Consider the following 22,288-nt stretch of genomic DNA (forward strand, 5'->3'; position numbering starts at 1 on the left):
TCGCCCGCAAGCGAACGACCCATTTGTCAGATGCTTAGGCAGGTTCCGGCATATGCGGCTCGCCGAGCGCTCTCAGCTGCCCGTAGAAGGCATCGACCTGCTGCTGCGCGCCCTCGCGCATCGCTGCGTTGCGCCGGGCGCAGCTCTCGGCATCTTCCATCGCGCCCGCCTCGCCCACTTTGCGCGAAGCCTCCTGCACGAAGCGGCACATCGGGTAGCGGCGCTCGCCGAATGCCTGGAGCGTTGCTTCGGCGGTTCCGTGGCGCGCCAGCATGCCGGCCAGCACCACCGCGTCTTCCACCGCCATCGCCCCACCCTGCCCCATGAAGGGCGTGGAGGCATGCGCCGCGTCGCCGATCAGCAGCACGCGGCCCGCATGCCAGGGCAGCGGAGCCTGCACCTCCTCGACGGCCGTGTAGAGCACTTCGGAATCCGCACCGAGCTGGTCGAGGAACTGCCGCGCGGGCCCGCCGAACTCGGCGAAGCGCTCGCGCATCAACGAAGGCCAGTCCTCCTTCGGATACCAGCGCCCGGTCGGCTCGCTCACCGTGCCGAAGATGTAGAGCCTGTCGTCGCTGATCGGCATGATGCCCAGCCGCTTGCCGATGCCCATCATCATGATCTTGGCGTCCAGATCGCGCGGCCGCTCGTGCACGCTGCGCCAGACGCCGAAGCCGGTGTAGCGCGGCGCGATGGGGCCGGCGACGGCCTCGCGCAGCTGCGAGCGGATGCCGTCGGCGCCGACGACGAGGTCGAAGCACTCTTCGGTTTCGTCCGAGAACACGACCACCGCGCGATCGCTGCCTTCCGGTGAATCGATCTTCGCCACGGTCGTCGCCAGCCGGATCTCCACGCCCAGCGCATCGAGCCGCGCGGCCAGCACACGGTGCATCTCGGCTCGCTTGATGCCCACGATGGGCGCCGCGCCGCCGCTGGAGCGCGGATAGAACACGTCGACGATGGGCTCGCCCCGGTGGTCGAGGTAGACGTTGCGGCCATCCTCGATGGCGAAGCCCGCTTCGAGAATCCCCGGCAGCACGCCCACCTTGCGCAGCGCCTCCAGCCCGTTGCCGTAGATGAAGATGCCCGAGCTCTGAAAGCGCCATTCGGCCTGCTTCTCGACCAACGTGACGCGAAAACCCTTGTTGGCCAGCGCGATGGCGGCCGAGCAGCCCGCGATGCCCGCGCCGACGATCAATACCCTCGCCGCCTGCGTCATCGCACCACCTCGACCAGCGCCTCGCACACACGCCCGATGTTCGACGCATTGAGCCCGGCGACGCAGATGCGCCCCGACCCCACCACGTACACCCCGTGGCGCGACTGCAGCGCCGCGATCTGCGCCACCGACAGCCCCGAGTAGCTGAACATGCCGTTCTGCTCGACGAGAAACTCGAAATCTCGCCCCGGCAAGGCTTCGCCGAGCATTCGGTGCAGGCCCGTGCGCATCTCGCGCATGCGGTAGCGCATGGCATTCAGCTCGGTGCGCCATTGCGCGTTCCACGCCGGGTTGGAAAGCACCGCCTCCACCAGTGCAGCACCCTGCGCCGGCGGGCACGAATAGCTGCGGCGGATCGCCAGCTTGAGCTGCCCCAGCAGCCGCCCCTTGTCGGCCGAAGGGGCGTGCACCGCCAACGCGCCCACGCGCTCGCCGTACAGCGAGAAGATCTTCGAGAACGAACTCGCCACCAGGCAGGCGATGCCGCGCCGCACGCATTCACGCACCGCCCATGCGTCCTCGTCCACGCCGTGCGCGAAGCCCTGGTAGGCCATGTCGAAGAATGGCAGCAGGCCGCGCTGGCCGATCACGTCGAACAATGCTCGCCACTCGGCTTGCGATGGATCGACGCCAGTCGGGTTGTGGCAGCACGGGTGCAGCAGCACGACGCCGCCGGCGGGCAGCTTCTGCAATGTGGAGACGGCGCCGTCGAGGTCGAAGCGCCCCGTCGCCTTCGCGTAGTACGGATAGCTTTCGACGCGGAAGCCCGCGCCGGCGAAGATGGCCGCGTGGTTGGCCCAGGTCGGGTCGGGCATCCAGATCGCGGCGTCGGGCAGCACGCCCTTCAGGAAATCGGCGCCGACCTTCAGCGCGCCTGTGCCGGCGACGGTCTGCACCACCACGACGTCGGTAACGCTTTCGCCGAACACCAGACCGCGCACTGCGTGGCGGTAGGCCTCCCCGCCCTCGGTCGGCAGGTAGACGCTGGGCCCGCGCGCCCCTGCGCCCGCTTCACGCGCGGCCCGCACCGATTCGAGCACCGGCACCTGCCCCGCCTCGTCGCAGTAGATGCCGATGCCGAGGTTGACCTTGTGGGGTCGCGGATCGGCCTTGTAGGTCTCGAACAGGCCGAGGATGGGGTCATCGGCATAGGCCGGCAGTCGATCGAACACAAGAGCTCCAGGGAGAGAAAAAAACAGGCTCACAGCTGCGTCCGCACGGACCACAGCTCGGGAAAGAAACGGTGGTCGACGACGCTGCGCAGCCACCCCACGCCGGCCGAGCCGCCCGTGCCGGGCTTGAAGCCCAGGATGCGCTCCACCGAAACGAAGTGCCGCCAGCGGTACTGCGAGAACACGTCGGCGATGTCCATCAGCGCCTCGCCGAGGCGGTAGAGCTCGTTCTCGGGCGTCGGGTCGCCGTACACCCACAGCCAGGCCGCCTCCACGCCAGGGTTCGGCACGTAGGGCGCCGACCAATCGCGCGACAACGCCTCGGGCGGCACGGCGATGTCGCGGCGGTGCAGCAGCGCGAGCACGTCGTCATAGAGGCTCGGCGAGTTCAGCGCCCGCTCCATCCAGGGCCACACGTCGGGGTTGTTGGCATGCGCGCGCGCCAGCGGCACCGACTTGTTGCCGAGGATGAACTCCACATGCCGGTACATGTACGACTGCTGCCCCGAGGCAATGCCCAGCGTGTTGCGGAACTGGTTGAACTCGTGCGGCGTGATGGTCGAGAGCACGTCCCAGGTCTTGCCGAGGAATTCGAGCAGCGCCCGCACGCGCGGTGCCAGCTGCAGCGCACCGGCCACGTCGTCGGCCCGGATGCGCGCCTGCATGTTGGCCAGCTCGTAGTGGATGGCCTTGAAGGTCAGCTCCTTGCAATGCGTGATGCACATGAAGACCATCTCGTCGTGGCCTTCGCTGCGCATGTGCTGCAGGCTCAGCAGCAGGTCGTTGCGCTGGTGCTCCAGATAGGGGTTGCTGGTGCCCTCGAAGGCGGTCAACGGTTCGCCGTCGGTGTCGCGCACGGTCGTGGCGCGCTGCGTGTTGTCGCCGGTTGCGATGGGTTTCACCAGCGACAGTTCTAGCGCGGGGTTGCGAACTTCGGGAATGACTCTTTTGCGTGAGGTGGCCATGCGCCGATTGTTCGGCGCGCAAGTGGTGGCCTCAACCTCCGGCAGGCCGGATTTGGGCACCGGGCGTCCGGCGCAGCTGACTCAGCCCGCTTCGGGTTGCTCGTGCCGGCGCGCGTACGCGCTCGGCGTCATGCCCGTCCAGCGCTGGAAGGCACGCGAGAACGCTTTCTCCGACGCGTAGCCGACCGATTCGGCTACCTGATGCAGGCTCAGCTGCCGGTTCTTGAGCTTCTCGGCCGCCAGCGTCATGCGGTACGAGCCCAGGTAGTGCATGGGCGTCACGCCCACCAGCGCACGGAAGCGTTCGCTGAAGACGGTGCGCGACAGGTAGCTGGCCTGTGCCAGCGTGGCGACCGACCATGGGTGCCCGGGCCGCTCGTGCATCAGCGACATCGCGCGGGCGATGCTCTCGTCGTCCAGCCCGCGCAGGCTGCCGAGCTGCCCGCCCTGGCTCTGGGCCTGCGGCTGGGCGTAGAGGTGTTCGCAGAGGATGTGCACCAGCAGCAGGTCGGCCATGCGCGCCGCCGACAGCTGCCAGCCCGGGCGCTGGGCGATGGTCTCGTTCACCAGCGACTCCATGGCCTGCGCGAGCGAGGCGGTGGTCGGGATCTGCGCCTGTCGCAGCACGATCAGCGGCGGCAGGCTGCCGATGATCGAGCCCAGCCCCTGCGCGGGCATCCACAGGTGCAGCGAGAAGAGCTCGGTGGCCGGGCCGCCTCCTCCATGGGCGAAAACGATAGGGTGGTCGCCATGCCGGCCGACCGAGTGCGCTTCGATAAGCGTGCGAAACGGCACCGGCGCCAGCCCCGGCGCGGACGACACGGTGTGCGCCCCGCCCTGCGGCAGCATCGCGATGTCATGCGGCGCCACCTGCACCGGCTCTGCGCCGTCCACCGCGATCCAGTAGGGCGCGCCGGTGCACATGCGGATCAGCGGGCCGGCCACGCCGGTCGAATGCAGCGCCCAGGGCGCCGAAAGCGAGAACCGCGCGGTCACGGCCCTTTCTGACTTGTAGGTCGCAAGCACGTGGCTGAGTACGTCGCCGCCCCGCTCTGTGTCCATGCTCTTCGTGCCGCCCGGTGATGTGTCTGTCTGGATGGCGGCGATTATCTGGCACGCCAGCCGGGCGATTCGGCCGCTGGCTACCCATGGCGCCCCAGGATGCAACACAATGGCGTTTCGCAAGAAGACCGCATGAAGACAACGCCCTCGCACCCGAAGCCCCCTCGCGCCGCCCCGTTCGACAGCGAAACGCTGCTGCGCGAAAGCGGCCTGCGCGTCACGCGCGCCGCCCAGACCGTGCTCGAGCTCATCGAGCACAGCTCGCAGCCCCTGACGCACGAGGAAGTGGCCGCGGCCTACACCACCGCCACCGGCGAGGCGCCCGACCGGGTGACGGTCTACCGCGTACTCGACCGGCTGGTCGAGGCCGGCCTGTGCGACCGCCGCGTGGGCGCCGACCGCGTCAACCGCTTCTCGCGCCACGTCGAGGCGGAGTCGGGCAACACCTTCGAATGCGACCAGTGCCACAAGGTGCTGGCGCTGCCTTCCGATCCCGAGCTGCCGAAGGTGATGGGTCGCCTGGGCCGCGCACTGCGCAAGCAGGGCATCGACACCCGCCACACGGCCCTCACCCTTCACGGGACCTGCGGCGACTGCGCAAGGTAGTCAGGCAAACCCCCAGGCTGCGCGCACTTCGTGTCGCTTCGTCACCCCCTTGCAGGGGGCAACGCCTGCGGCCCGGCAAAGCCGGTTCCGCGGCATTTCCCGCACAGATATCAGTTCACTGGTTCCAGGACGGGAACGGATCCGGAAAGTTCTGCCACCACGAGGCGCCGAAGCGCATCTCGTTTTCCGTGAGCAGGCAGGCGTCGAGTTGGGCGCGCAGGGCGTCCTCGTCCATGCCGATGCCGATCAGCACAAGCTCCTGGCGAGCGTCGCCCGTGGCCGGGTCCCAGTTCTTGTGGATCAGCTCCAGCGCATCCGGATCGGTCGGCCAGTGCTCGCGCGGTACCGCCGCCCACCAGAAGCCCGCTGCCCCGTAGCGGCAGGCGCCGCCGGCCTGCGACCACGAGCCCGCGCGCGTGGCCCGGCTCGCGAGCCAGAAGAAGCCCTTGGAACGCACCACCCCCTCCCATTCGCTCTGCACCAGCTTCCAGAAGCGCATGGGGTGGAACGGCAGCCGCGAGCGGTAGACGAAGCTGCGGATGCCGTATTCCTCGCTCTCCGGCACATGTTCGCCGCGCAGCTCGGCCAGCCAGCCCGGGGCCTGCTCTGCCTGCTCGAAGTCGAAGAGGCCGGTGTCGAGCACGCGGTCGAGCGCCACGCGGCCGAACTCCGAGATCTCGATGCGCGCGCGCGGATTCAGGCTGCGCAATATCGCCATCAGCCGCTCGCGCTCCTCGGCCGTGACGAGGTCGGTCTTGTTGACCACCAGCACGTCGCAGAACTCGATCTGCTCGATCAGCAGGTCGACCACGGTGCGCGTGTCCTCGTCGCCCAGCGACTGGCCGCGCTGGCCGAGGCTGTCGGCGGAGCCGTAGTCGCGCAGGAAGTTGAAGGCGTCGACCACCGTCACCATGGTGTCGAGCCGCGCCACGTCGGACAGGCTCTTGCCGTCCTCGCCGGCGAAGGTGAAGGTCTCGGCCACGGGCAGCGGCTCGGAGATGCCGGTGGACTCGATCACGAGCTGGTCGAAGCGCTTTTCCTTCGCCAGGCGCCTGACCTCGAGCAGCAGGTCTTCGCGCAGGGTGCAGCAGATGCAGCCGTTGCTCATTTCCACCAGCTTCTCGTCGGTGCGCGAGAGCTCCGCGCCGCCGTCGCGCACGAGGGCGGCGTCGATGTTGACCTCGCTCATGTCGTTGACGATGACGGCGACGCGCCGGCCTTCGCGGTTGTGGAGGATGTGGTTCAACAGCGTGGTCTTGCCGGCACCGAGGAAGCCGGAGAGCACTGTGACGGGAAGGCGGTCGGCCATGGGGACGGGCTCCATATATGCAACAGAATTGCATTATATGGATCACATGCAACCTTGTTGCGTTTGAATGATATGCCGCCCTTCGCCTACCATCCGGGCATGACAGCCTCCCCGGACTTCTCCGCCTTCGTCGCCCCGCCGCCTTCCGGCGAGCCCCATGCAGCCGCGATCGAAGCCGCCTCGGCCTGCCTCGACCGCTTCACGGCCGCTTTCAATGCAGCGGACACGCACGGCATGGACGCCGAGCTGCACTTTCCGCATGTGATGCTTTCGGGCGCGCAACGGCTCGACTGGGTCGGCCCGGGCCAGCATCCGCCCGGCTTCTTCGATGCGCTGAAGGCCACCGGCTGGGCGCGCACGCAGTATGAGAAGAAGGAGCCGGTGCTGGTGGGCAACGACAAGGTCCACTTCGTCGTGACCTACACGCGGCGCGATGCTGCTGGCGCAGTGCTCAGCACGCATGTCAACCTGTGGATCGTCGTGCGAACCGGCGAGCGCTGGGGCATATCTCTGCGCTCCTACTGAAGGAAGAGACCCTCCATGCAACTCGTCTGGCCCTCGCAGGAACATCTTTCCAGCTACATCGCCGCGCTCGAACGCGGCTGGTCGCCCAACAACCTGCGGCCCGAGGCCGGCCGTGAGGAACTGGTGCTGATCCAGGCCGACCCCGAGCGCTTTCTGGCCAGCCTCGTCGACCCCGAGGCCAAGGGCCCGCCTGTCGCGCTGCCGGACGGCGGCACCGTGCCCCGCCTGCCGGGCTACCGGCGCTGGATGTGGGACGGCGAGTTCTGCGGCAGCATCCAGCTGCGCTGGCAGCCGGGCACCAACGCCCTGCCCGAGTACTGCCTAGGCCACATCGGCTACGCCGTGGTGCCGTGGAAGAGCGGCCGGGGCTACGCCAGGACAGCGCTGCGCGCCCTGCTGCCCGAGGCGCGTGCCAGGGGCCTCGATCACGTCGAGATCACGACCGATCCCGGCAACCTCGCCTCGCAGAAGGTGATCCGCGCCAACGGCGGCTTGCTCGTCGAGGAATTCGTCAAGCTGCCCGGACTCGGCGGCACGCCGGAGCTGCGCTTTCGCATCGACGTGCGGGAACTCGGGTAGCGCTACATCTCGAAGGCTGCGACCTGCCGGCCGTCGATGTCGGTAAAGCCGTATTCGCGCGCCAGGTCGGCCACGCGCAGCACCTCGCCGCTCCTGCCCATCACCTTCGGATCGCCGGCCAGCGCCGCGACGGCCCGTCCCAGGTAGCGCGGCGACTCGGTGCGCGCCAGCTCGGGCCGCTCCTGCCAGTGCGCCTCGTCGGTCTTGTGGCCGGCCAGCACGAACTCGGTGCGCATCCAGCCGGGTGACACGGCGATGGAGGCCACGCCGTGCGGCTTCAGGTCCTGCGCCATGCCGAAGGCCAGCCGGGTCATCGACGCCTTGGCGAGGTCGTAGAACAGGCTGCCGCGCAGGTAGTTGCCCCGGTCCCAGAAGGTGGTGGTGACGATCAGGCCCTTCTTCCGCTGCACCATCAGCGGCGCGGCGCAGCGGCTGGCCACGAGGTGGTTGCGCACGCCGCGGTCGAACATCGAGTCCCAGTTGGCGAGCGGGTGTTCCCAGAACGGCGCCTCGAACACGCCGTTGAATGTCTCGTGGCCGCCCCAGGCGTTGTTCACGAGCAGGTCGACGCGGCCGGCCTCGCGCTCCACGCGGGCGAAAAGCGCGGCCACATCCTCTTCGTTCGTGTGGTCGCAGCGCACCGCGATGCCGCGCCCGCCCATGCGCGTGACCTCGTCCGCCGTTTCGTCGATGCTGCCGGGCACTGTCACCATGTCGGAAAGGGCCAGCAACTGGCCGTAGGTGCCTGCAGGCTGTTCGCGCGTGCTGCGCCCGGTGACGTACACGGTGGCGCCGGCCGCGCCCAGCTCGACGGCAATGCCGCGCCCCGCGCCGCGGCTCGCGCCTGTCACTACCGCCACACAGTCCTTGAGCGGGCGGCTTGCTGCGTCTTCGTTCTTCATCCGATGGGCTCCTTCGATCCGTGTTTGCCTGAAAGCGGACGAAGATAGTCCGCCCTCAGGGCACCGTCTTGGAAGAACCCGAAGCCGCCTGCCCGAGAAACTCGGTGGGCGTGATGCCGCACAGCGCACGGAACTCGTTGACCAGGTGCGACTGGTCGTAGAAGCCGCTTTCCAGTGCCACTTCGGCCCAGGCAGGCGAAGGCTGCCGGCGCAGCGCCCGCAGGCAGCCGTGCATGCGCGCGAGCCGGCTCCAGGCGCGCGGCGAGAGTCCTACATGGGCATGAAAGAGCTGCTGCAGACGCCGCTCGCCAATACCGACGGCAGCCGCCACGTCACGCAACGGGCGGCGCCCGTCCGATTCGGCGATGAGCTGCGCGGCATGCATTGCGGTGGCGTTGCCTGCGGTGTCGGCGTCGCGAAGCCTGCGTTGCAGCACGGTCCGCAGCAGCGCCACCCGCGCCGCATCGTCCGGCACCTCGGCCATGCGCTCGAGCAGCTCCGAGCCTTCGCCGTGCCACAGCGCATCGAGGTGCACCGCGCTGCCGCCGATCTCGCCGGCCGGCAGACCCAGCAGCACGGCGGCGGCGCCGGGGCGCAGGCTGACGGACAGCCCCTCCACCTTGCGCCGCATGCACACCACGACAGGCGCGGTCGATGCACCGATGGCCTCCGCCGCCTCCCCCTTGGCGTCGCCGACGGAGGGCGCATCGCCGAAGTTGAAGACCAGCCGCACGGCACCGTCGGGCAGCACCCGTTCACGCATCTCCTGGCCGTCGGCGAAGCTCTCGCGGTAAAGCATGACGTGCGAGACATGCCCGCGCAGCGCGGCGCCGACCGGGAACGCGCGCAGCGTTCCGGCAGGCACGCCCGATTCCGGCCCGTGCAGGGGGTCGTCGTCGAGCCGGAGGAAGAGGCGTTCGCCCATGGGTACCGATTGTGTTGAAAAAACCCGCCCGGGCATGTCCGAAAATGGGCCGCTTCGCCTGTCCGAATCGAATGCCTTCCGCCCTGCCCGTCCTCTACTCGTTCCGCCGCTGCCCGTACGCGATGCGCGCCCGCCTCGCGTTGGTCGCCAGCGGCCAGCAATGCGAACTGCGCGAGGTGGTGCTGAGGAACAAACCCGCCGAGATGCTCGCGGCCTCGCCCAAGGGCACCGTGCCCGTGCTGCTCGCCGAAGACGGCACGGTGCTGGAGCAAAGCCTCGACGTGATGCTGTGGGCCCTGCGCCGCAGCGATCCGGCCGGCTGGCTCCAGCCCGCGATCGGCACGCTGCAGGACATGCTCGCGCTGGTCGCCAGATGCGACGACGAATTCAAGCCGCAGCTCGACCGCTACAAGTACCCCGAGCGCCACCCGGACGGCGGCGAGACCGCACGCGAACACGGATCCGGCTTCCTGCGTGACCTGGAGGCGCGGTTGTCCGCCTCGCCGCAGCTGGCCGCCTCGCACGCAACACTGGCCGACGCCGCCGTCATGCCCTTCGTCCGCCAGTTCACGATGGTCGATCAGGCGTGGTTCGATGCCCAGCCCTGGCCGCGCCTGCGGGCATGGTTGTCCGGCTGGACCGCCTCGGACCTCTTCGAGCGCGCCATGCACAAGTACGCGCCATGGAAGTCGGGCGAAACCGGCGCCGACTTTCCTCCTTCCAGCTAAGCCCCCATCGCCGCCGCTGAGGCCCGCTGGATGCATTCGACGAAATGCTGCGCGGCCGGCGTCAGCAGCTGCCCGCGGCGCTTGATGACGCTGACGCTGAGCATCGGCAGCTCTTCCTCGATCTCCACGCGGCGGATGCCGTGGCGCTTGAAGGTCAACGTGGCCAGCGGCTCGACGAACAGGCCGACCAGGTCCATCTGCCCCACCAGCGCCAGCGCCACCGTGACCGACTGCCCCTGTATCACCCGCGCCGGCGGCGGCAGGCCCAGCGGCAGCAGCGGCGACACGGCTTCTCGTCCGCTGAAGTGGTCGTCGCCCGGAAGAATCCACTCGGCCTTGTAGAGCTCGCGGATCGAGCGGCTCGCGCGCAGCGGATGGCGCTCGCGCAGGCCCACCACCAGCTTCACCGGAAAGAGCTCCATCGCCTCGAACTGCGGATCGAGCCGGCCCGGCACCACGTGCGCCACCGCGAAGTCGAGCGAACCCTCGCGCAGGCGCGCCAGCATCCAGGGCAGCACCGTTTCACTGAACTGCACGTCCACCGCCGGCAGTCGCGCGTGGAAGTCCTTGAACGCGGCCGGCAGCACCGTGAGCGCGAAGGAGGTGCTGACGGCCAGCGAGACCTTGCCGGTGAGGCCGTCGCGGATCTGCGCGATCTCGTCGCGGGCACGCTGCATGTCGGCCAGCAGCAGCCGCGCGCGCGGCGCGAAGGCCTTGCCGAACTCGGTGAGCCGCACGCCCTTGACGCTGCGCTCCACCAGCGGCGCGCCGACCTCGCGCTCGAGCTCGCGCACGATCTTGGTCACGGCCGGCTGGGAAATGCCCAGCACGCGCGCCGCGGCGCGGATGCTCATCTGCTCGACCACCGCCACGAAGGCGTGCAACTGATTGGGTTTCATGACAACCAAAAGTTATCTTTGACGCCCAATTATTGTCTTTTCATGACAGCGGCGAATCTCTAGCATCCGGCGCGGCCAAGGTGTAGATACCTTCGACCGACATCCTCGAAAAGCAAAGCCAACACTGGAGAGACATGAGCAGCAGCACCCCAAGCACCCGGCCCGCGCCGTCCTCGTCGCCCGCGCGCCGCCGCCAGACCATCGTGGCCACCACCATCGGCAACGGGCTGGAGTTCTTCGACTTCACCGTCTATGGCTTCCTGGCGCTGGTGATCGGCAAGCTGTTCTTCCCCACCTTCAGTTCCTACGGCCAGCTGCTGCTGACGGTGGCCAGCTTCGGCGTGGGCTTCATCATGCGGCCGCTGGGCGGCATCGTGATCGGCGCGTATGCCGACCGCGCGGGCCGCAAGAAGGCCATGACGCTCACCATCTTCCTGATGGCGCTGGGCTGCGCGCTGATCGCCTTCACGCCCACCTATGCGGCCATCGGCGTCGCGGCGCCCATCGTCATCGTGCTGGCGCGGCTCATCCAGGGCTTCTCGGCCGGTGGCGAGGTCGGCGCGTCGACCACGCTGCTGGTGGAACACGCCACGCCGGCCAACCGCGGCTACATGGCGAGCTGGCAGTTCGCGAGCCAGGGCCTGGGCGTGATGCTCGGCGCGGTCGTGGTGGGCCTGCTGACCTTCACGCTGTCGGCGGAATCGATGCAGAGCTGGGGCTGGCGCGTGCCCTTCGTCATCGGCATGCTGATCGCGCCGGTGGGCATGTACATCCGCCGCCACCTCGAAGAGTCGCTGCACATCTCGCCGCAGGAGGCCGCCGCGCCGCGCGAGAGCAGCCTGAAGATCGTCTGCACGCAGCACGGCAGGACGGTGCTGGCGGCCATTCTTTCGCTGGTCGGCGGCACCACGGCCGCCTACGTCGTCACCTTCTACATGCCGACCTACGCCGTGCGCGAGCTCGGCTTCACGCCTTCGGTGGCGCTCTTCGGCGCCGCGCTCACTGGCCTGATCTCGTTCGCCTTCGCGCCCTTCGTCGGCAAGCTGTCGGACGTGGTGGGCCGCAAGACGCTGATCGTTTGGAGCCGCGTCGCGCTGGCGGTGCTGATCTACCCGGGCTTCCTGTGGCTCAACGCCTCGCCCACGCCCACGGTGCTGTTCGTCGTGCTCGGCGTGTTCAGCTTCGGCCTGGTGGTGCAGACGGTGCCCGGCATCACGATGCTGCCGGAGATGTTCCCGAAGGCGGTGCGCGCCAGCGGCATGTCGCTGGTGTACAGCGTGGGCGTGGCGCTGTTCGGCGGCTTCGCGCCCTTCATCAGCACCTGGCTGCTCAACGCCACCGGCAGCAAGCTCGCGCCGGCCTGGTACCTCGTGGCGATGACGCTGGTTTCGCTGCTGGGCCTGCTCTGGCTGCGCGACCATACGGGCCGAGACATCGATGCGGCAGGCGCCCACGCGAACGCCTGACGGCTTTCGTCAACATTCCAAGCACAGGAGTCCCCACCTCATGCAAGCACAACCCACCGCCGCCACGCGGTTCTTTTCGGGCACGTACGTCGAAGCCCGCGCCAAGTTCCTGGAGGCGGCCGCGCAGCGCGGTGCGGCCGTCGAGTCGTTCGTGCTTGAGGCGCACCGCGGTGCGCTCGGCGAAGAACTGGCCACCGACGTCGCGCTGATCGGCGCCGTCGACGCGAAGAAGGTACTGCTCGTGAGCTCGGGCACGCACGGCCCCGAGGGCTTCTGCGGCTCGGGCACGCAGATCGCCACGCTCAACGATGCCGACCTGCTTTCGCGGCTCGAGCAGGCCGGCGTCTCGCTGCTGCTGGTGCATGCGATCAACCCGCATGGGTTCTCGCACCTGCACCGCACGAACGAGGACAACATCGACCTGAACCGCAACCACATCGACTTCAACGCGCCGCGGCCCGTCAACGCGGAGTACGCAGAGGTCGAGCCGCTGGTGCTGCCCGCAACCTGGCCGCCGACGCCCGCCGACGAAGCGGCCGTGGCCGCCTACGTCGAGAAGCACGGCATGCGCGCCTTCCGCGCCGCCGTGACCAGGGGCCAGTACACATCGCCCGACGGCCTGTTCTACGGCGGCACCGCGCCGTCGTGGAGCAACGGAACGATCCGCAAGATCCTGCGCAAGTACGCCGCCTCGGCCACGCACCTCGGCTGGATCGACGTGCACACGGGCCTGGGCCCCTACGGCCACGGCGAGAAGATCTACCCGGGCCGCAACACACCCGAAGACCTCGCGCGGGCCCACGACTGGTGGGGTGCCGATGTGTTCGCGCCCTTTGCCGGCGACTCGGCCTCGGCCGACGTGTCGGGTCCGGTGATCTCGACCGCCTACGACGAATGCCCCAACGCGAAGATCGCGCCGATGGGCCTCGAATTCGGCACGCTGCCCGACGGCGAAGTGCTGACCCGCCTGCGCGCCGACACCTGGCTGCGCCGCCACCCCGAGGCGCCGGAGGCGCAGAAACGCGAGATCCGTGCGCAGCTGCGCGACGCGTTCTACTGCGACAACGACGAGTGGAAGGGCATGATCCTCGGGCAGACGCGCGTCGTGCTGCTGCAGACGCTGCAGGGGCTGAAAACGAGCTAACCCCCAGTCTTCGCGCACTTCGTGTCGCTTCGCCAACCCCCTTTCAGGGGGCGACACCAGCGGCCCGGCAAAGCCGGCTCCGCGGTGTCCCGCGAATAATCCGAGGCCAATCAGCCGAAGTCGGGGGCCCGCTTCTCGCGCAGCGAGGCGATGCCCTCACGAACGTCGGCGCCCGCGAAGCCCATGAATTCGAGCGCCAGCGAGGCGTCGAAGGTCGGGCCGGCCTGGCGCAGCCAGTTGTTCAGCGCGTACTTGGTGAGGCGGATGGCGCTCTGGCTGCCCGCCGCGAGCCGGTCGGCCACCTCGTAGGCGCGCGGCAGCAGGTCGGCTTCGTCCACCGCAAGCGACACGAGTCCGATGCGCTCGGCCTCCTCGCCGCTCACCGGTTCGCACAGCAGCAGGTGGTACTTGGCCTTGGCCATGCCGCACAGCAGCGGCCAGACGATGGCCGCGTGGTCGCCCGCCGCCACGCCCAGGCGGGTGTGGCCGTCGACGATCTTCGCGTGCTTCGCGGCGATGGAGATATCGGCCAGCAGTCCCGCCACCAGCCCCGCGCCCACGGCCGGGCCGTGCATGGCGCTCACGATGGGCTTGTCGCAGTTGATGATGTTGTAGACGAGGTCGCGCGCCTCGCGCCACACGCGCTGGCGCACCACGTCGTCGGTGGTCATGTCCTGCACCATGGCAAGGTCGCCGCCGCCCGAGAAGCCCTGGCCCTCGCCCCGCAGCACGGCGCAGCGGACCGTGTCGTCGGCCGACACGTCGCGCCAGACCTCGGCGAGTTCGCGATGGCCGTCATGCCCCGCCGTGGGCAGCTTGCCATTGACCGCCAGCATCCGGATGTCGAGCACCGCGCCGTTAGCGCCGCGGCGCTCGATGGCGAGGGTCTTGTAGCGGGCGGCGTAGTCCATGGCGGATGTCTCTTTCAGCTATTTCTTCGCGGCCAGTTCACGGCAGCGCTGCACGTTCGCGTCGAAGCGCGAGGCCAGCCCGGGTTCGCACTCGTCGGAAGGCGCGAGCCGGCACATGCCGACCACAGCGTAGTCCATCACGGCCGCCGTGCACATGGGGTATGCGGCGAGTTCGGGGTTGGCCTTGCTCTTGAAGCCCCAGCGTTCGGAGAACTGCACCGTGCGGACCATCGCGCCATGGAAGAAGCTGCGGTCCTTCGCGGCGATGGCGGCTTCCATGCGGGGCAGTTCCTCGTTCAGGTAGCCGACCGAGTCGAGCGGGAAGCCCGAGGGATCCTGCTGCGCGATGGCGAAGGATGCGGCGAGCACGAAGGGCAAGGCCGCAAGGGCGCGCAGAACGGGAGAAAGCGCGCGGCGATGGGAGGTGCGGTGGAGGTGCATGGCCCCGAATTCTGCAACGTTTTGAAGCATCTTTGAATTCGCCGCGATGCGCCGGCACCACGCCGGCCTGCGGTGCTAGCGGCCTTTCTTCTGCTTGTCGAACTTGCGCCAGTACTGGAACTCGTCCTCGTGCACCTCGAGGTCGATCTCCGAAATGCGCGACTGCAGCCGTTCCTGCACCTCGGCCACCGCCTTGTTGTAGACGAGCGGGCCGATCTCCTCCAGGAAGAAGCCGAGCAACGCACCGGCCCCGATGTTGCCGATCGGCTCTTCCATGTTCTCGCGGAAATAGCGCTCGATGGAGGTGATGGCCTGCTGGCGCGCTTCCTTCGGTATCTCGATGCTCATGGGGGTTCGTTCCTCGGGGCGTTCGGGCCGTCGATTGTGCCGTTCGCTACCATGCGCGCTCACAACAACACCGGAGACAGACACCGTGAAGTTCCGCCTTTTCCCCCTCACAGCGCTAGCGGCCCTCGCGGTCCTCGCCGGCTGCACGAACCTCACCCCCACCGTGCCCCAGCGCCAGCTGATGCTGGTCGCCAACGACGAGAAGCAGTCGTGGAACGACGCCGGTGCCGTGATCCTCGGCCCGATGGGGCGCGACACCGTGCAGGTGCTGGACATCGGCACCAATCCGCTCGTGCCCAAGGTGCTCGGCACGCTGCAGCTGGACAACACCATCGCCGGCCCGCCGACCAACCTCGCGATCACCCCCGGCGAGACGCTGGCGCTGGTCGCCAATTCGCTCAACGTGATCGAGGAGAACGGCGCGCGCAGGCAGGTGCCCGACAACCGGCTCTTCGTGATCGACCTGACCACCACGCCGCCCAAGCTGCTCGACACCCTGCAGGTCGGCAAGCAGCCTTCCGGCCTGTCGATCAACCGCACCGGCGACCTGGCGCTGGTGGCCAACCGCGCCGACAACTCGGTGAGCGTGCTGCGCATCTCGGGCAAGAAGGTGACGCTTGTCGACACCGTGGCCATGGGCGACTCGGTGGCGCACGTGCGCTTCACGCCCGACGGCAAGCGCGCGCTGGCGGCCAAGTTCCCGAGCCACAAGATCGCACTGCTCGACGTGAACGGCGAGAAGGTCAGCTACAACAAGGTCGACCTCGCGGCCGGCCTGTGGCCCTACAACGTCGACGTGACGCCCGACGGCAGGCTCGCGCTCACGGCCGACAACGGCAACTCGGGCGCTTCCGACGGCCAGGTCGACACGGTGAGCGTGATCGACATGGAAGCCGCGCCGCCGCGCGTGATCGACAAGGTGGTGGTCGGCGACGGCCCCGAGGGCCTGGCCGTGAGCCCGACCGGCAGGCACGCGGTGGCGGTGATTCTGCGCGGCAGCAATGCAGCGAAGAGCGCCTACTTCTACAACCGCAACGGCTCGGTGGTGCTGCTGAAGATCGACGGCAAGAAGGTCACGCGCGCCAACGAGGTGGAAGTGCGCGGCCTGCCGGAGGGCGCGGTGTGGAGCGCCGACGGGAAGTACCTGTATGTGGGGAATTTCATCGACCAGGATGTCACGATCCTGCGGCTCGATGGCGATTCGCTGGTGCCGACGGGCAAGTCGTTCCAGCTGCAGGGCCATCCGGCTGCGATGCGCGGGAAAATGACGCACTGACCGATCCGCACTCCCCCGAAAGAACGAAGAAGCCATGGCGCAACCCAAACGACAACTCCGCACGCTCGAACGCGGCATCCTCTGCCTCGTGATCGGCGTCGCAGTCCTGCTGGGGCCGCGCTTCCTGCAGGGCACGCGCTGGTTCGAGATGGTCGCGGGGGCCTATCTGGTCGGCTGGTTTGCAGTGGTGCTGGGCGTGGCGCTGATCGTGGTCGAGCTGGTGAAGCGCGGCAAGACGCGCCAGTAAACCAGCAATAAAGACAGGGCAACGGCCGACCGGCCGTTCCTTCACGCCCGCGGCTTCGACAGCGCGGTGTGGCCCTGCTCCATCAGGAAATCGATGAAGGCCCGCACGCGCGAAGGCAGCAGCCGGCCGTGTGGGTACATCAGGCTGACCGGGCGCGAGCGTCCGCCGAAGGGCTGCAGCACCTCCACCAGTTCCCCGCTGGCCAGCTCCTTCTCGACCACGAAGCGATAGGCCTGGAACAGCCCCGCGCCCGCCCTGGCCAGCGTGACACCCCCAAGCACGTCCTCGGCGCAGCTGTAGTGGCCGGCCGAGACGACTTCCTTGTCGCGTCCGTCTTCCCTGAACAGCCACGCGATCTGCCGGCCGCTGCTGGGCAGGTCGAACTGGATGCACTCGTGCTGCGCCAGGTCGGCCAGCGTGGACGGCCGGCCCGCGCGCCGGAGGTACTGGGGATGCGCGACCACGACCAGTTCGGCATCTTCGAGGTGCCGGGCCACCATTGTGGAATCGGGCTGGGCGCGGAAGCGGATCGCGACGTCGAAGTTCTCCTCGTGGAAGTCGATATTGCGGTTGCTGATATGCGCTTCCACGCGGATCAGCGGATACCGCGAGCGGAATGCCGGCAGCAACGGCAGCAGGCGGTGGTGCGCATAGGGAGTCGGCGCGCTGATCCGGATGGTGCCGCCGGGCTGCACCTGTTCTCCGCTGACCTTGCGCTCGGCTTCCACCAGTTGCTGCAGCGCCGAGCGGCACTGCTCGAAGTATTCCCGGCCGGCCTCGGTGAGGCGGCTGCTGCGCGTGGAGCGCACGAACAGGCGCACGCCCAGGCGTTTTTCCAGGCGCGAGATCGAGCGGCTGACCGCCGCGGGGGTGACGCCCGCGACGTTGGCGGCCGCGGTGAAGTTGCCCGACTCCGCCGCCAGGCAGAACAGCTCGATGCTGCCGAGCAGCACATCGTCGAATTGCCGGTGCATATTCATTACGCCATGTATCGATGGAAGCGCATCGGAGCCTATTTTTTGCACTCCATGCTGTCAATATGGCTCCGCGCAGGCTGCGCCATGAGTCGATCCGGAAAGGGCGCCATGGCCGTCGGCGCGAGCAGTGGCCCGGGGCAGCCGCGCCCCTGCGATCGCTCAGAACTCGATCCGGTGCGCAGGCCCGCCGTCGATCAGGCTTTCTTGCCGCGCAGCTTGCCCACCAGTTCCACCACGGCCAGCACGATGGCGCCGGCCACCAGGCCCACGCCGGCATTCACGCCCATCGAGCCCAGCGTGCCGAACACACCGCCCGTGGTCTTGGCCCAGTCTTCCACCGCGTGGCCCAGCGCGGGCACGCCATGCACCAGGATGCCGCCGCCCACGAGGAACATCGCGGCCGTGCCGGCCACCGACAGCGCCTTCATGAGCCACGGCGCCGCGGCCAGGATGCCGCGGCCCAGGGCCTGCGCGCCCGCGCTGGCGCGCTGGCTCAGGTAGAGGCCCGCGTCGTCGAGCTTCACGATGCCGGCCACGAGGCCGTAGACGCCGATGGTCATGATCAGCGCGATGCCCACCAGCACGCTCAGCTGCGTCGTGAAAGGCTGGCCCTGCACGGTGCCCAGCGTGATGGCGATGATTTCGGCCGAGAGGATGAAGTCGGTGCGCACCGCACCCTTGATCTTGTCTTTCTCGATCGCGACCATGTCGACCGATGCGTCGGCAGCGGCCTTTTCGTGGCGCTGGGTGTCGGCGTCGTGCTCCTTCTTGTGCAGGAACTTGTGGGCGAGCTTCTCGGCCCCTTCGAAGCACAGGAAGGCGCCGCCGATCATCAGCAGCGGCGTCACCAGCCACGGCAGCCAGGTGCCTATGGCCAGCGCCGCGGGCACGAGGATGGCCTTGTTGATGAAGGAGCCCTTGCACACGGCCCACACCACCGGAAGCTCGCGATCGGCCTTGACGCCGGTGACCTGCTGCGCGTTGAGCGCGAGGTCGTCGCCCAGCACGCCGGCTGTTTTCTTGGCGGCTACCTTGGTAAGGACCGAGACGTCGTCGAGGACGGTCGCGATGTCGTCGAGCAGCAGGAGCAGGCTGGAGGCCATTGGCAGGGTTCAGGCTGAAAAAGAAGCGGCGAGCTTATCCGCAGCCGCAACCCGCCCCGCCAATACCCGTACGCAGGCACCCCGGACGGGCGCCTGGGTACGAACAAGGCAGTGGATCAGAGAGCGCCGAGCGCGATGACGAGCACCGCCGCCAGCGAGGCGCCGAACAGCGCCAGGCCCACGCGGCGGCGGCGATGCGTGAGCATCCACAGCGCCACGCCCGAGATCGACAGGAAGATCAGGGCGCCGGCCAGCGTATCGACCAGCAGGATCCAGGGCAGCGGCATGGCACCGCCCTTGTGCATGTTGGTGAGCGTGGCCACGATGCCGTTGTGCGTGGTGGTGACGCCCACCGAGCGGTTGCCCTGCCAGTACTCGGCCTGCACGATCTCGTTGGGGCCGCCGAAGTTGAACACCCAGTGCGCGGGCTGCGTGAGTGCCGGTGCGCTCTTGTCGCCCTTGTCGGCCCACGCGACGGGCTTGGAGGGCTCGATACGGCTGGAGTTGGGCGGGCCGCTCATGCGCAGCGCGTCCTGCAGCCACCGGCTCATGGCCTCGGGCGTTTCCGGCACCGGATCGGGCAGCGCCAGCTGGGCGCGGGTGCGCTCCTGGGCCTGCGGCAGCTTCATCACGTTGCGGTGGTTGAGCCAGATGCCGCTGAAGCCGAACAGCAGCCCCAGCACGGCCCCCCACAGCCCGAACCAGCCGTGGGTACGGCGGATCCACTGCACCGCGACCGTGCGGCGTTGATGCGAACGCACGCGCGCGGCGTGGCCGAGAGTGTTGCTGCCGGCGGCGTCCATGTCAGGCCACGTCGCGCTTCAGGCGGATCTCTTCGACGCGCACGGTGCCGAAGGCGGTGGTCTTGGCGGTCTTCATCTCGCGCTTGAAGCCCGCGAGCTCGTGGAAACGCATGGCGCGCTCGTTGCGGATCGGCACCCAGATGGTGACCGTCGTGCAGCCCTCTTCCTCCAGGCCTTCGCGCGCGGCGTCCCAGAGGGCCACGCCTGCGCCCTTGCTCCAGTGCTCGGGCTTGACGTAGATGGCCCAGATCTCGCCGGTGGTGGGCGGCGTCTTGGGGTCGCGCGAGCGGTCGAAGCCGACGAAGCCGACGATCTCGCTGCCCGACACGGCCACCCACACCTGCGGCTCGCTGTATTCGATGGCCTCGCGCCACTTGGCTTCGCGCGAGGCAGGGGCCAGGGAGCGCAGCTCTTCTTCGGGAAGGATGCCTTCGTAGGCGGCCTTGACGGCCAGGGCGTGGATTTCGGCGACGGCCTTGGCGTCGCGCAGGGTCGCGGGGCGAACTTCGTAATCTGACATGAATGCGGGAAATCGGATGGAACCGCGTATTGTCGCCGCACCGCTAAACTGCGTGCCGCATACGTCGCAACAACAGGAGAAACAGACATGGCCAAGGGTCAGCAACGCAGCACCAAGGAAGCGAAGAAACCGAAGAAGGACACCTCGCCGCCCAAGCCTGTGGGCACTGGCGGCATCGAGCCGGTCCGCACGATCACGACGGCGGTCATTCCCCGCGGCAAGCTCAAGAACAAGTGACGAACGAAGCTCCAGCGCCTGCGCCCGAGGCCCCGAAGAAGGCCCAGCCGCGCAACCCGCTGCACGGGATCACGCTGGAGGCCATCGTCACCGCGCTGGTCGATTACTACGGGTGGGAGCACCTGAGCGAACTGGTGCCGATCCGTTGCTTCACGCTCGACCCGAGCGTGAGTTCGAGCCTCAAGTTCCTGCGCAAGACGCCGTGGGCGCGCGAGAAGGTCGAGAGCCTTTACCTCTTCATGCTGCGCGAGCAACGCCGCGAGCAGCAGCAGCAAGGCCAGCCGCCGCAGCCATGAAGGTCCGACTCGAGCCCTCGGGCCTCGAATTCGAGACCGATGCCGGCACCACCCTCCTGAAAGCCGCCGAGGCAGCCGGCATCGAGCTGCCGAGTTCGTGCCGCAACGGCACCTGCCGCACCTGCATCTGCCAGCGGCTTGCGGGCGAAACCCGCCACATCATCGAATGGCCCGGCCTGAGCGCCGAGGAAAAGACCGAGGGCTGGATCCTGCCCTGCGTGGCGCAGGCGCTGGGCGACATCACGCTCGAAGTGCCGGGCGCCCGCGCCCTCTTCCCGGACTAGGACGCAGCGGGCGGCCTGACCGAGGGCGCAGCCACCACCAGCCGGTCGCGATGCGCCAGCGACGGGAACAGCCTGAACCAGGCCAGCGCGACCACCATCGTGCCCACGCCGCCCACCACCACAGAGCCGACCGGCCCAAGCAGTGCGGCCGTGGCGCCCGACTCGAATTCGCCCAGCTGGTTGCTGGCGCCGATGAAGATCGAGTTGACCGCGCTCACCCGCCCGCGCATGGCATCGGGCGTCTCGAGCTGCACCAGCGTCTGGCGGATCACCACGTTGACCATGTCGGCGCCGCCCGAGACAGCCAGCGCGATCAGCGAGACGACAAAACTCTTCGAGATGCCGAACACCACCATGCACAGCCCGAACAACCCGACGGCCAGCAGCAGCGTGCGCCCCACGTTGCGCTCGACCGGCCGGCGCGTGAGCGCGATGGACATCACCAGCGCGCCCACCGCCGGCGCGCTGCGCAGCAGGCCGAGCCCCCATGGGCCGGTGTGCAGGATGTCCTTGGCGTAGATCGGCAGCAGCGCCACCGCGCCGCCCAGCAGCACCGCGAACAGGTCGAGCGAGACGGCGCCGAGCACCGGCTTGCGCTTCCAGATGAAATCGACGCCCGCGAACACCGTGGACAGCGTGACCGGCTCGCGCGCGGCCGGCGTATAGGCGTAGCGCAGGCGCAGCACCAGCGCGCAGGCCAGGGCGAAGAACAGCACGCTGGCCCCGTACACCACCGCCATGCCCGCCACGAACAGCAGCCCGCCGAGCGCAGGCCCGCCGATGATCGCGCCCTGCATGCCCGCCGAGCTGAAGGCCATCGCGCGCGACAGCATGAAAGGCGGCACCAGCAACGGCGTCAGCGCCTGCTGCGCCGGCATCTGGAAGGCCCGCACCGCGCCCAGCACCAGCGACAGGCCCAGCAGCAGGCCGCGCGTATCGTGCTTTTCGACCACCGCCAGCAGCAGCACGAGTGCCACCAACCCCTGCACCGCGAAACAGGCGGCCACGATGCGCCCGCGGTGATGGCGGTCGACGACGTGCCCGGCCAGCAGTGCCAGCAGCAGCGCGGGCACGAACTGGTAGAGGCCCACCAGCCCCAGGTCCCAGGCACTGCCGGTGAGCTCGTACATGTGCCAGCCGATAGCCACCAGCAGCATCTGCGAGGCGGCCGTGCCGAAGAGGCGCGCCGTCCACATCTGCATGAACGGGCGTTCGCGCGTCAGGTCGGAAAAGCTGGGAGGAGAAACCGGGGCGGCCGGCAGCACGGCCGCGGCGTCGGGGGAAGAAGAGGCGGAGGCTGGGGCGGGGCCGGACATTCGCCCGAGGATAGCCGAGCCCGGATGA

General features: G+C 68.6%; 27 protein-coding genes. 11 read left to right on the forward strand and 16 right to left on the reverse strand.

Annotation, left to right across the window (positions count from 1 at the left end; all coding sequences use genetic code 11):
* Nucleotides 1–34 precede the first annotated feature (34 nt).
* The 4 genes from EJO71_RS23465 to EJO71_RS23480 all read right to left on the reverse strand — a co-directional run bounded on the left by EJO71_RS23465 (nt 35) and on the right by EJO71_RS23480 (nt 4,418).
* Complete coding sequence (locus EJO71_RS23465; protein ID WP_125951174.1) at nt 35–1,219, reverse strand: FAD-dependent oxidoreductase; 1,185 nt, start codon at nt 1,217–1,219, stop codon at nt 35–37.
* Nucleotides 1,216–2,391, reverse strand: coding sequence for an amino acid aminotransferase (locus EJO71_RS23470; protein WP_125951173.1), 1,176 nt, complete (start codon nt 2,389–2,391; stop codon nt 1,216–1,218). The genes EJO71_RS23465 and EJO71_RS23470 overlap by 4 nt, the downstream gene beginning before the upstream one ends.
* Before the next feature lie 29 nt (nt 2,392–2,420).
* A complete protein-coding gene (locus EJO71_RS23475; protein ID WP_125951172.1) occupies nt 2,421–3,356 on the reverse strand; it encodes a tryptophan 2,3-dioxygenase family protein in 936 nt (311 codons plus the stop codon).
* Between the two features lie 81 nt (nt 3,357–3,437).
* Nucleotides 3,438–4,418: an AraC family transcriptional regulator gene (locus tag EJO71_RS23480; RefSeq protein ID WP_125951171.1), complete on the reverse strand. Its 981-nt coding sequence runs from the start codon at nt 4,416–4,418 to the stop codon at nt 3,438–3,440.
* A gap of 132 nt (nt 4,419–4,550) precedes the next feature.
* Between EJO71_RS23480 and EJO71_RS23485 the strand changes: the two genes are divergently transcribed.
* Entirely contained in the window at nt 4,551–5,024 is a 474-nt protein-coding gene (locus tag EJO71_RS23485; protein ID WP_125951170.1) for a transcriptional repressor, read from the forward strand.
* 115 nt (nt 5,025–5,139) lie between these two features.
* Here the strand turns inward: EJO71_RS23485 and zigA are convergent, their stop codons facing one another.
* The gene (gene zigA / locus EJO71_RS23490; protein WP_125951169.1) at nt 5,140–6,333 is read right to left on the reverse strand and encodes a zinc metallochaperone GTPase ZigA; all 1,194 of its coding nucleotides are present in this window, start codon (nt 6,331–6,333) and stop codon (nt 5,140–5,142) included.
* Between the two features lie 99 nt (nt 6,334–6,432).
* Here zigA and EJO71_RS23495 point away from each other — a divergent pair, with 99 nt between their 5' ends.
* A complete protein-coding gene (locus EJO71_RS23495; RefSeq protein WP_125951168.1) occupies nt 6,433–6,858 on the forward strand; it encodes a hypothetical protein in 426 nt (141 codons plus the stop codon).
* A 15-nt stretch (nt 6,859–6,873) separates the two neighbouring features.
* Nucleotides 6,874–7,437, forward strand: coding sequence for a GNAT family N-acetyltransferase (locus tag EJO71_RS23500; protein ID WP_125951167.1), 564 nt, complete (start codon nt 6,874–6,876; stop codon nt 7,435–7,437).
* 2 nt (nt 7,438–7,439) lie between these two features.
* On the opposite strand, the gene EJO71_RS23505 is transcribed toward EJO71_RS23500, so the two are convergent.
* Together EJO71_RS23505 and EJO71_RS23510 are read right to left on the reverse strand one after the other, a co-directional pair.
* Nucleotides 7,440–8,339 (reverse strand): SDR family NAD(P)-dependent oxidoreductase, encoded by a 900-nt coding sequence (locus EJO71_RS23505; RefSeq protein ID WP_125951166.1) that lies wholly within the window; start codon nt 8,337–8,339, stop codon nt 7,440–7,442.
* Between the two features lie 55 nt (nt 8,340–8,394).
* Nucleotides 8,395–9,264, reverse strand: a complete 870-nt coding sequence (locus tag EJO71_RS23510; RefSeq protein WP_125951165.1) for a helix-turn-helix transcriptional regulator — start codon at nt 9,262–9,264, stop codon at nt 8,395–8,397.
* A 71-nt stretch (nt 9,265–9,335) separates the two neighbouring features.
* Here EJO71_RS23510 and EJO71_RS23515 point away from each other — a divergent pair, with 71 nt between their 5' ends.
* Nucleotides 9,336–9,992, forward strand: coding sequence for a glutathione S-transferase (locus tag EJO71_RS23515; protein ID WP_125951164.1), 657 nt, complete (start codon nt 9,336–9,338; stop codon nt 9,990–9,992).
* Here EJO71_RS23515 and EJO71_RS23520 read toward each other — a convergent pair.
* Nucleotides 9,989–10,891 carry a LysR substrate-binding domain-containing protein gene (locus EJO71_RS23520; protein WP_125951163.1) on the reverse strand — a complete coding sequence of 301 codons (903 nt, stop codon included), beginning with the start codon at nt 10,889–10,891 and terminating at the stop codon, nt 9,989–9,991. The two genes, EJO71_RS23515 and EJO71_RS23520, sit on opposite strands and share 4 nt — an antisense overlap.
* A gap of 134 nt (nt 10,892–11,025) precedes the next feature.
* Here EJO71_RS23520 and EJO71_RS23525 point away from each other — a divergent pair, with 134 nt between their 5' ends.
* Both EJO71_RS23525 and EJO71_RS23530 read left to right on the forward strand, forming a co-directional pair.
* The gene (locus EJO71_RS23525) at nt 11,026–12,357 is read left to right on the forward strand and encodes an MFS transporter (protein WP_125951162.1); all 1,332 of its coding nucleotides are present in this window, start codon (nt 11,026–11,028) and stop codon (nt 12,355–12,357) included.
* A gap of 40 nt (nt 12,358–12,397) precedes the next feature.
* On the forward strand, nt 12,398–13,501 hold the full coding sequence (locus EJO71_RS23530) for a M14 family metallopeptidase (RefSeq protein WP_125951161.1): 1,104 nt from the start codon (nt 12,398–12,400) through the stop codon (nt 13,499–13,501).
* A 110-nt stretch (nt 13,502–13,611) separates the two neighbouring features.
* On the opposite strand, the gene EJO71_RS23540 is transcribed toward EJO71_RS23530, so the two are convergent.
* The 3 genes from EJO71_RS23540 to EJO71_RS23550 form a co-directional block, all read right to left on the reverse strand.
* Nucleotides 13,612–14,412, reverse strand: a complete 801-nt coding sequence (locus tag EJO71_RS23540) for an enoyl-CoA hydratase/isomerase family protein (protein ID WP_125951160.1) — start codon at nt 14,410–14,412, stop codon at nt 13,612–13,614.
* 18 nt (nt 14,413–14,430) lie between these two features.
* Nucleotides 14,431–14,853, reverse strand: coding sequence for a hypothetical protein (locus EJO71_RS23545; protein WP_125951159.1), 423 nt, complete (start codon nt 14,851–14,853; stop codon nt 14,431–14,433).
* Between the two features lie 75 nt (nt 14,854–14,928).
* Complete coding sequence (locus tag EJO71_RS23550; protein WP_093300867.1) at nt 14,929–15,201, reverse strand: DUF2164 domain-containing protein; 273 nt, start codon at nt 15,199–15,201, stop codon at nt 14,929–14,931.
* Nucleotides 15,202–15,286: 85 nt separating this feature from the next.
* Between EJO71_RS23550 and EJO71_RS23555 the strand changes: the two genes are divergently transcribed.
* Entirely contained in the window at nt 15,287–16,477 is a 1,191-nt protein-coding gene (locus EJO71_RS23555) for a YncE family protein (protein WP_125951158.1), read from the forward strand.
* Nucleotides 16,478–16,511: 34 nt separating this feature from the next.
* Complete coding sequence (locus tag EJO71_RS23560; protein ID WP_125951157.1) at nt 16,512–16,724, forward strand: hypothetical protein; 213 nt, start codon at nt 16,512–16,514, stop codon at nt 16,722–16,724.
* 41 nt (nt 16,725–16,765) lie between these two features.
* Here the strand turns inward: EJO71_RS23560 and EJO71_RS23565 are convergent, their stop codons facing one another.
* From EJO71_RS23565 to EJO71_RS23580, 4 genes are all read right to left on the reverse strand, one after another.
* Nucleotides 16,766–17,698: a LysR family transcriptional regulator gene (locus tag EJO71_RS23565; protein ID WP_125951156.1), complete on the reverse strand. Its 933-nt coding sequence runs from the start codon at nt 17,696–17,698 to the stop codon at nt 16,766–16,768.
* Nucleotides 17,699–17,895: 197 nt separating this feature from the next.
* Nucleotides 17,896–18,804, reverse strand: coding sequence for a DUF808 domain-containing protein (locus EJO71_RS23570; protein ID WP_125951155.1), 909 nt, complete (start codon nt 18,802–18,804; stop codon nt 17,896–17,898).
* Between the two features lie 116 nt (nt 18,805–18,920).
* Nucleotides 18,921–19,607: a PepSY-associated TM helix domain-containing protein gene (locus EJO71_RS23575; RefSeq protein ID WP_125951154.1), complete on the reverse strand. Its 687-nt coding sequence runs from the start codon at nt 19,605–19,607 to the stop codon at nt 18,921–18,923.
* A 1-nt stretch (nt 19,608) separates the two neighbouring features.
* Nucleotides 19,609–20,127, reverse strand: coding sequence for a GNAT family N-acetyltransferase (locus EJO71_RS23580; protein WP_125951153.1), 519 nt, complete (start codon nt 20,125–20,127; stop codon nt 19,609–19,611).
* An 87-nt stretch (nt 20,128–20,214) separates the two neighbouring features.
* Here EJO71_RS23580 and EJO71_RS34425 point away from each other — a divergent pair, with 87 nt between their 5' ends.
* The 3 genes from EJO71_RS34425 to EJO71_RS23590 are packed head-to-tail and all read left to right on the forward strand — an operon-like array spanning nt 20,215 to nt 20,944.
* Nucleotides 20,215–20,364, forward strand: a complete 150-nt coding sequence (locus tag EJO71_RS34425; protein ID WP_007833921.1) for a hypothetical protein — start codon at nt 20,215–20,217, stop codon at nt 20,362–20,364.
* A complete protein-coding gene (locus EJO71_RS23585; protein ID WP_125951152.1) occupies nt 20,361–20,660 on the forward strand; it encodes a VF530 family protein in 300 nt (99 codons plus the stop codon). The genes EJO71_RS34425 and EJO71_RS23585 overlap by 4 nt, the downstream gene beginning before the upstream one ends.
* Complete coding sequence (locus EJO71_RS23590) at nt 20,657–20,944, forward strand: 2Fe-2S iron-sulfur cluster-binding protein (RefSeq protein ID WP_125951151.1); 288 nt, start codon at nt 20,657–20,659, stop codon at nt 20,942–20,944. Before EJO71_RS23585 ends, EJO71_RS23590 begins: the two co-directional genes overlap by 4 nt.
* On the opposite strand, the gene EJO71_RS23595 is transcribed toward EJO71_RS23590, so the two are convergent.
* On the reverse strand, nt 20,941–22,260 hold the full coding sequence (locus EJO71_RS23595) for an MFS transporter (RefSeq protein WP_240651496.1): 1,320 nt from the start codon (nt 22,258–22,260) through the stop codon (nt 20,941–20,943). The genes EJO71_RS23590 and EJO71_RS23595 overlap by 4 nt on opposite strands.
* Nucleotides 22,261–22,288 lie beyond the last annotated feature (28 nt).

It is taken from the genome of Variovorax sp. 679 (assembly GCF_003952185.1).
Classification (GTDB): domain Bacteria; phylum Pseudomonadota; class Gammaproteobacteria; order Burkholderiales; family Burkholderiaceae_C; genus Variovorax.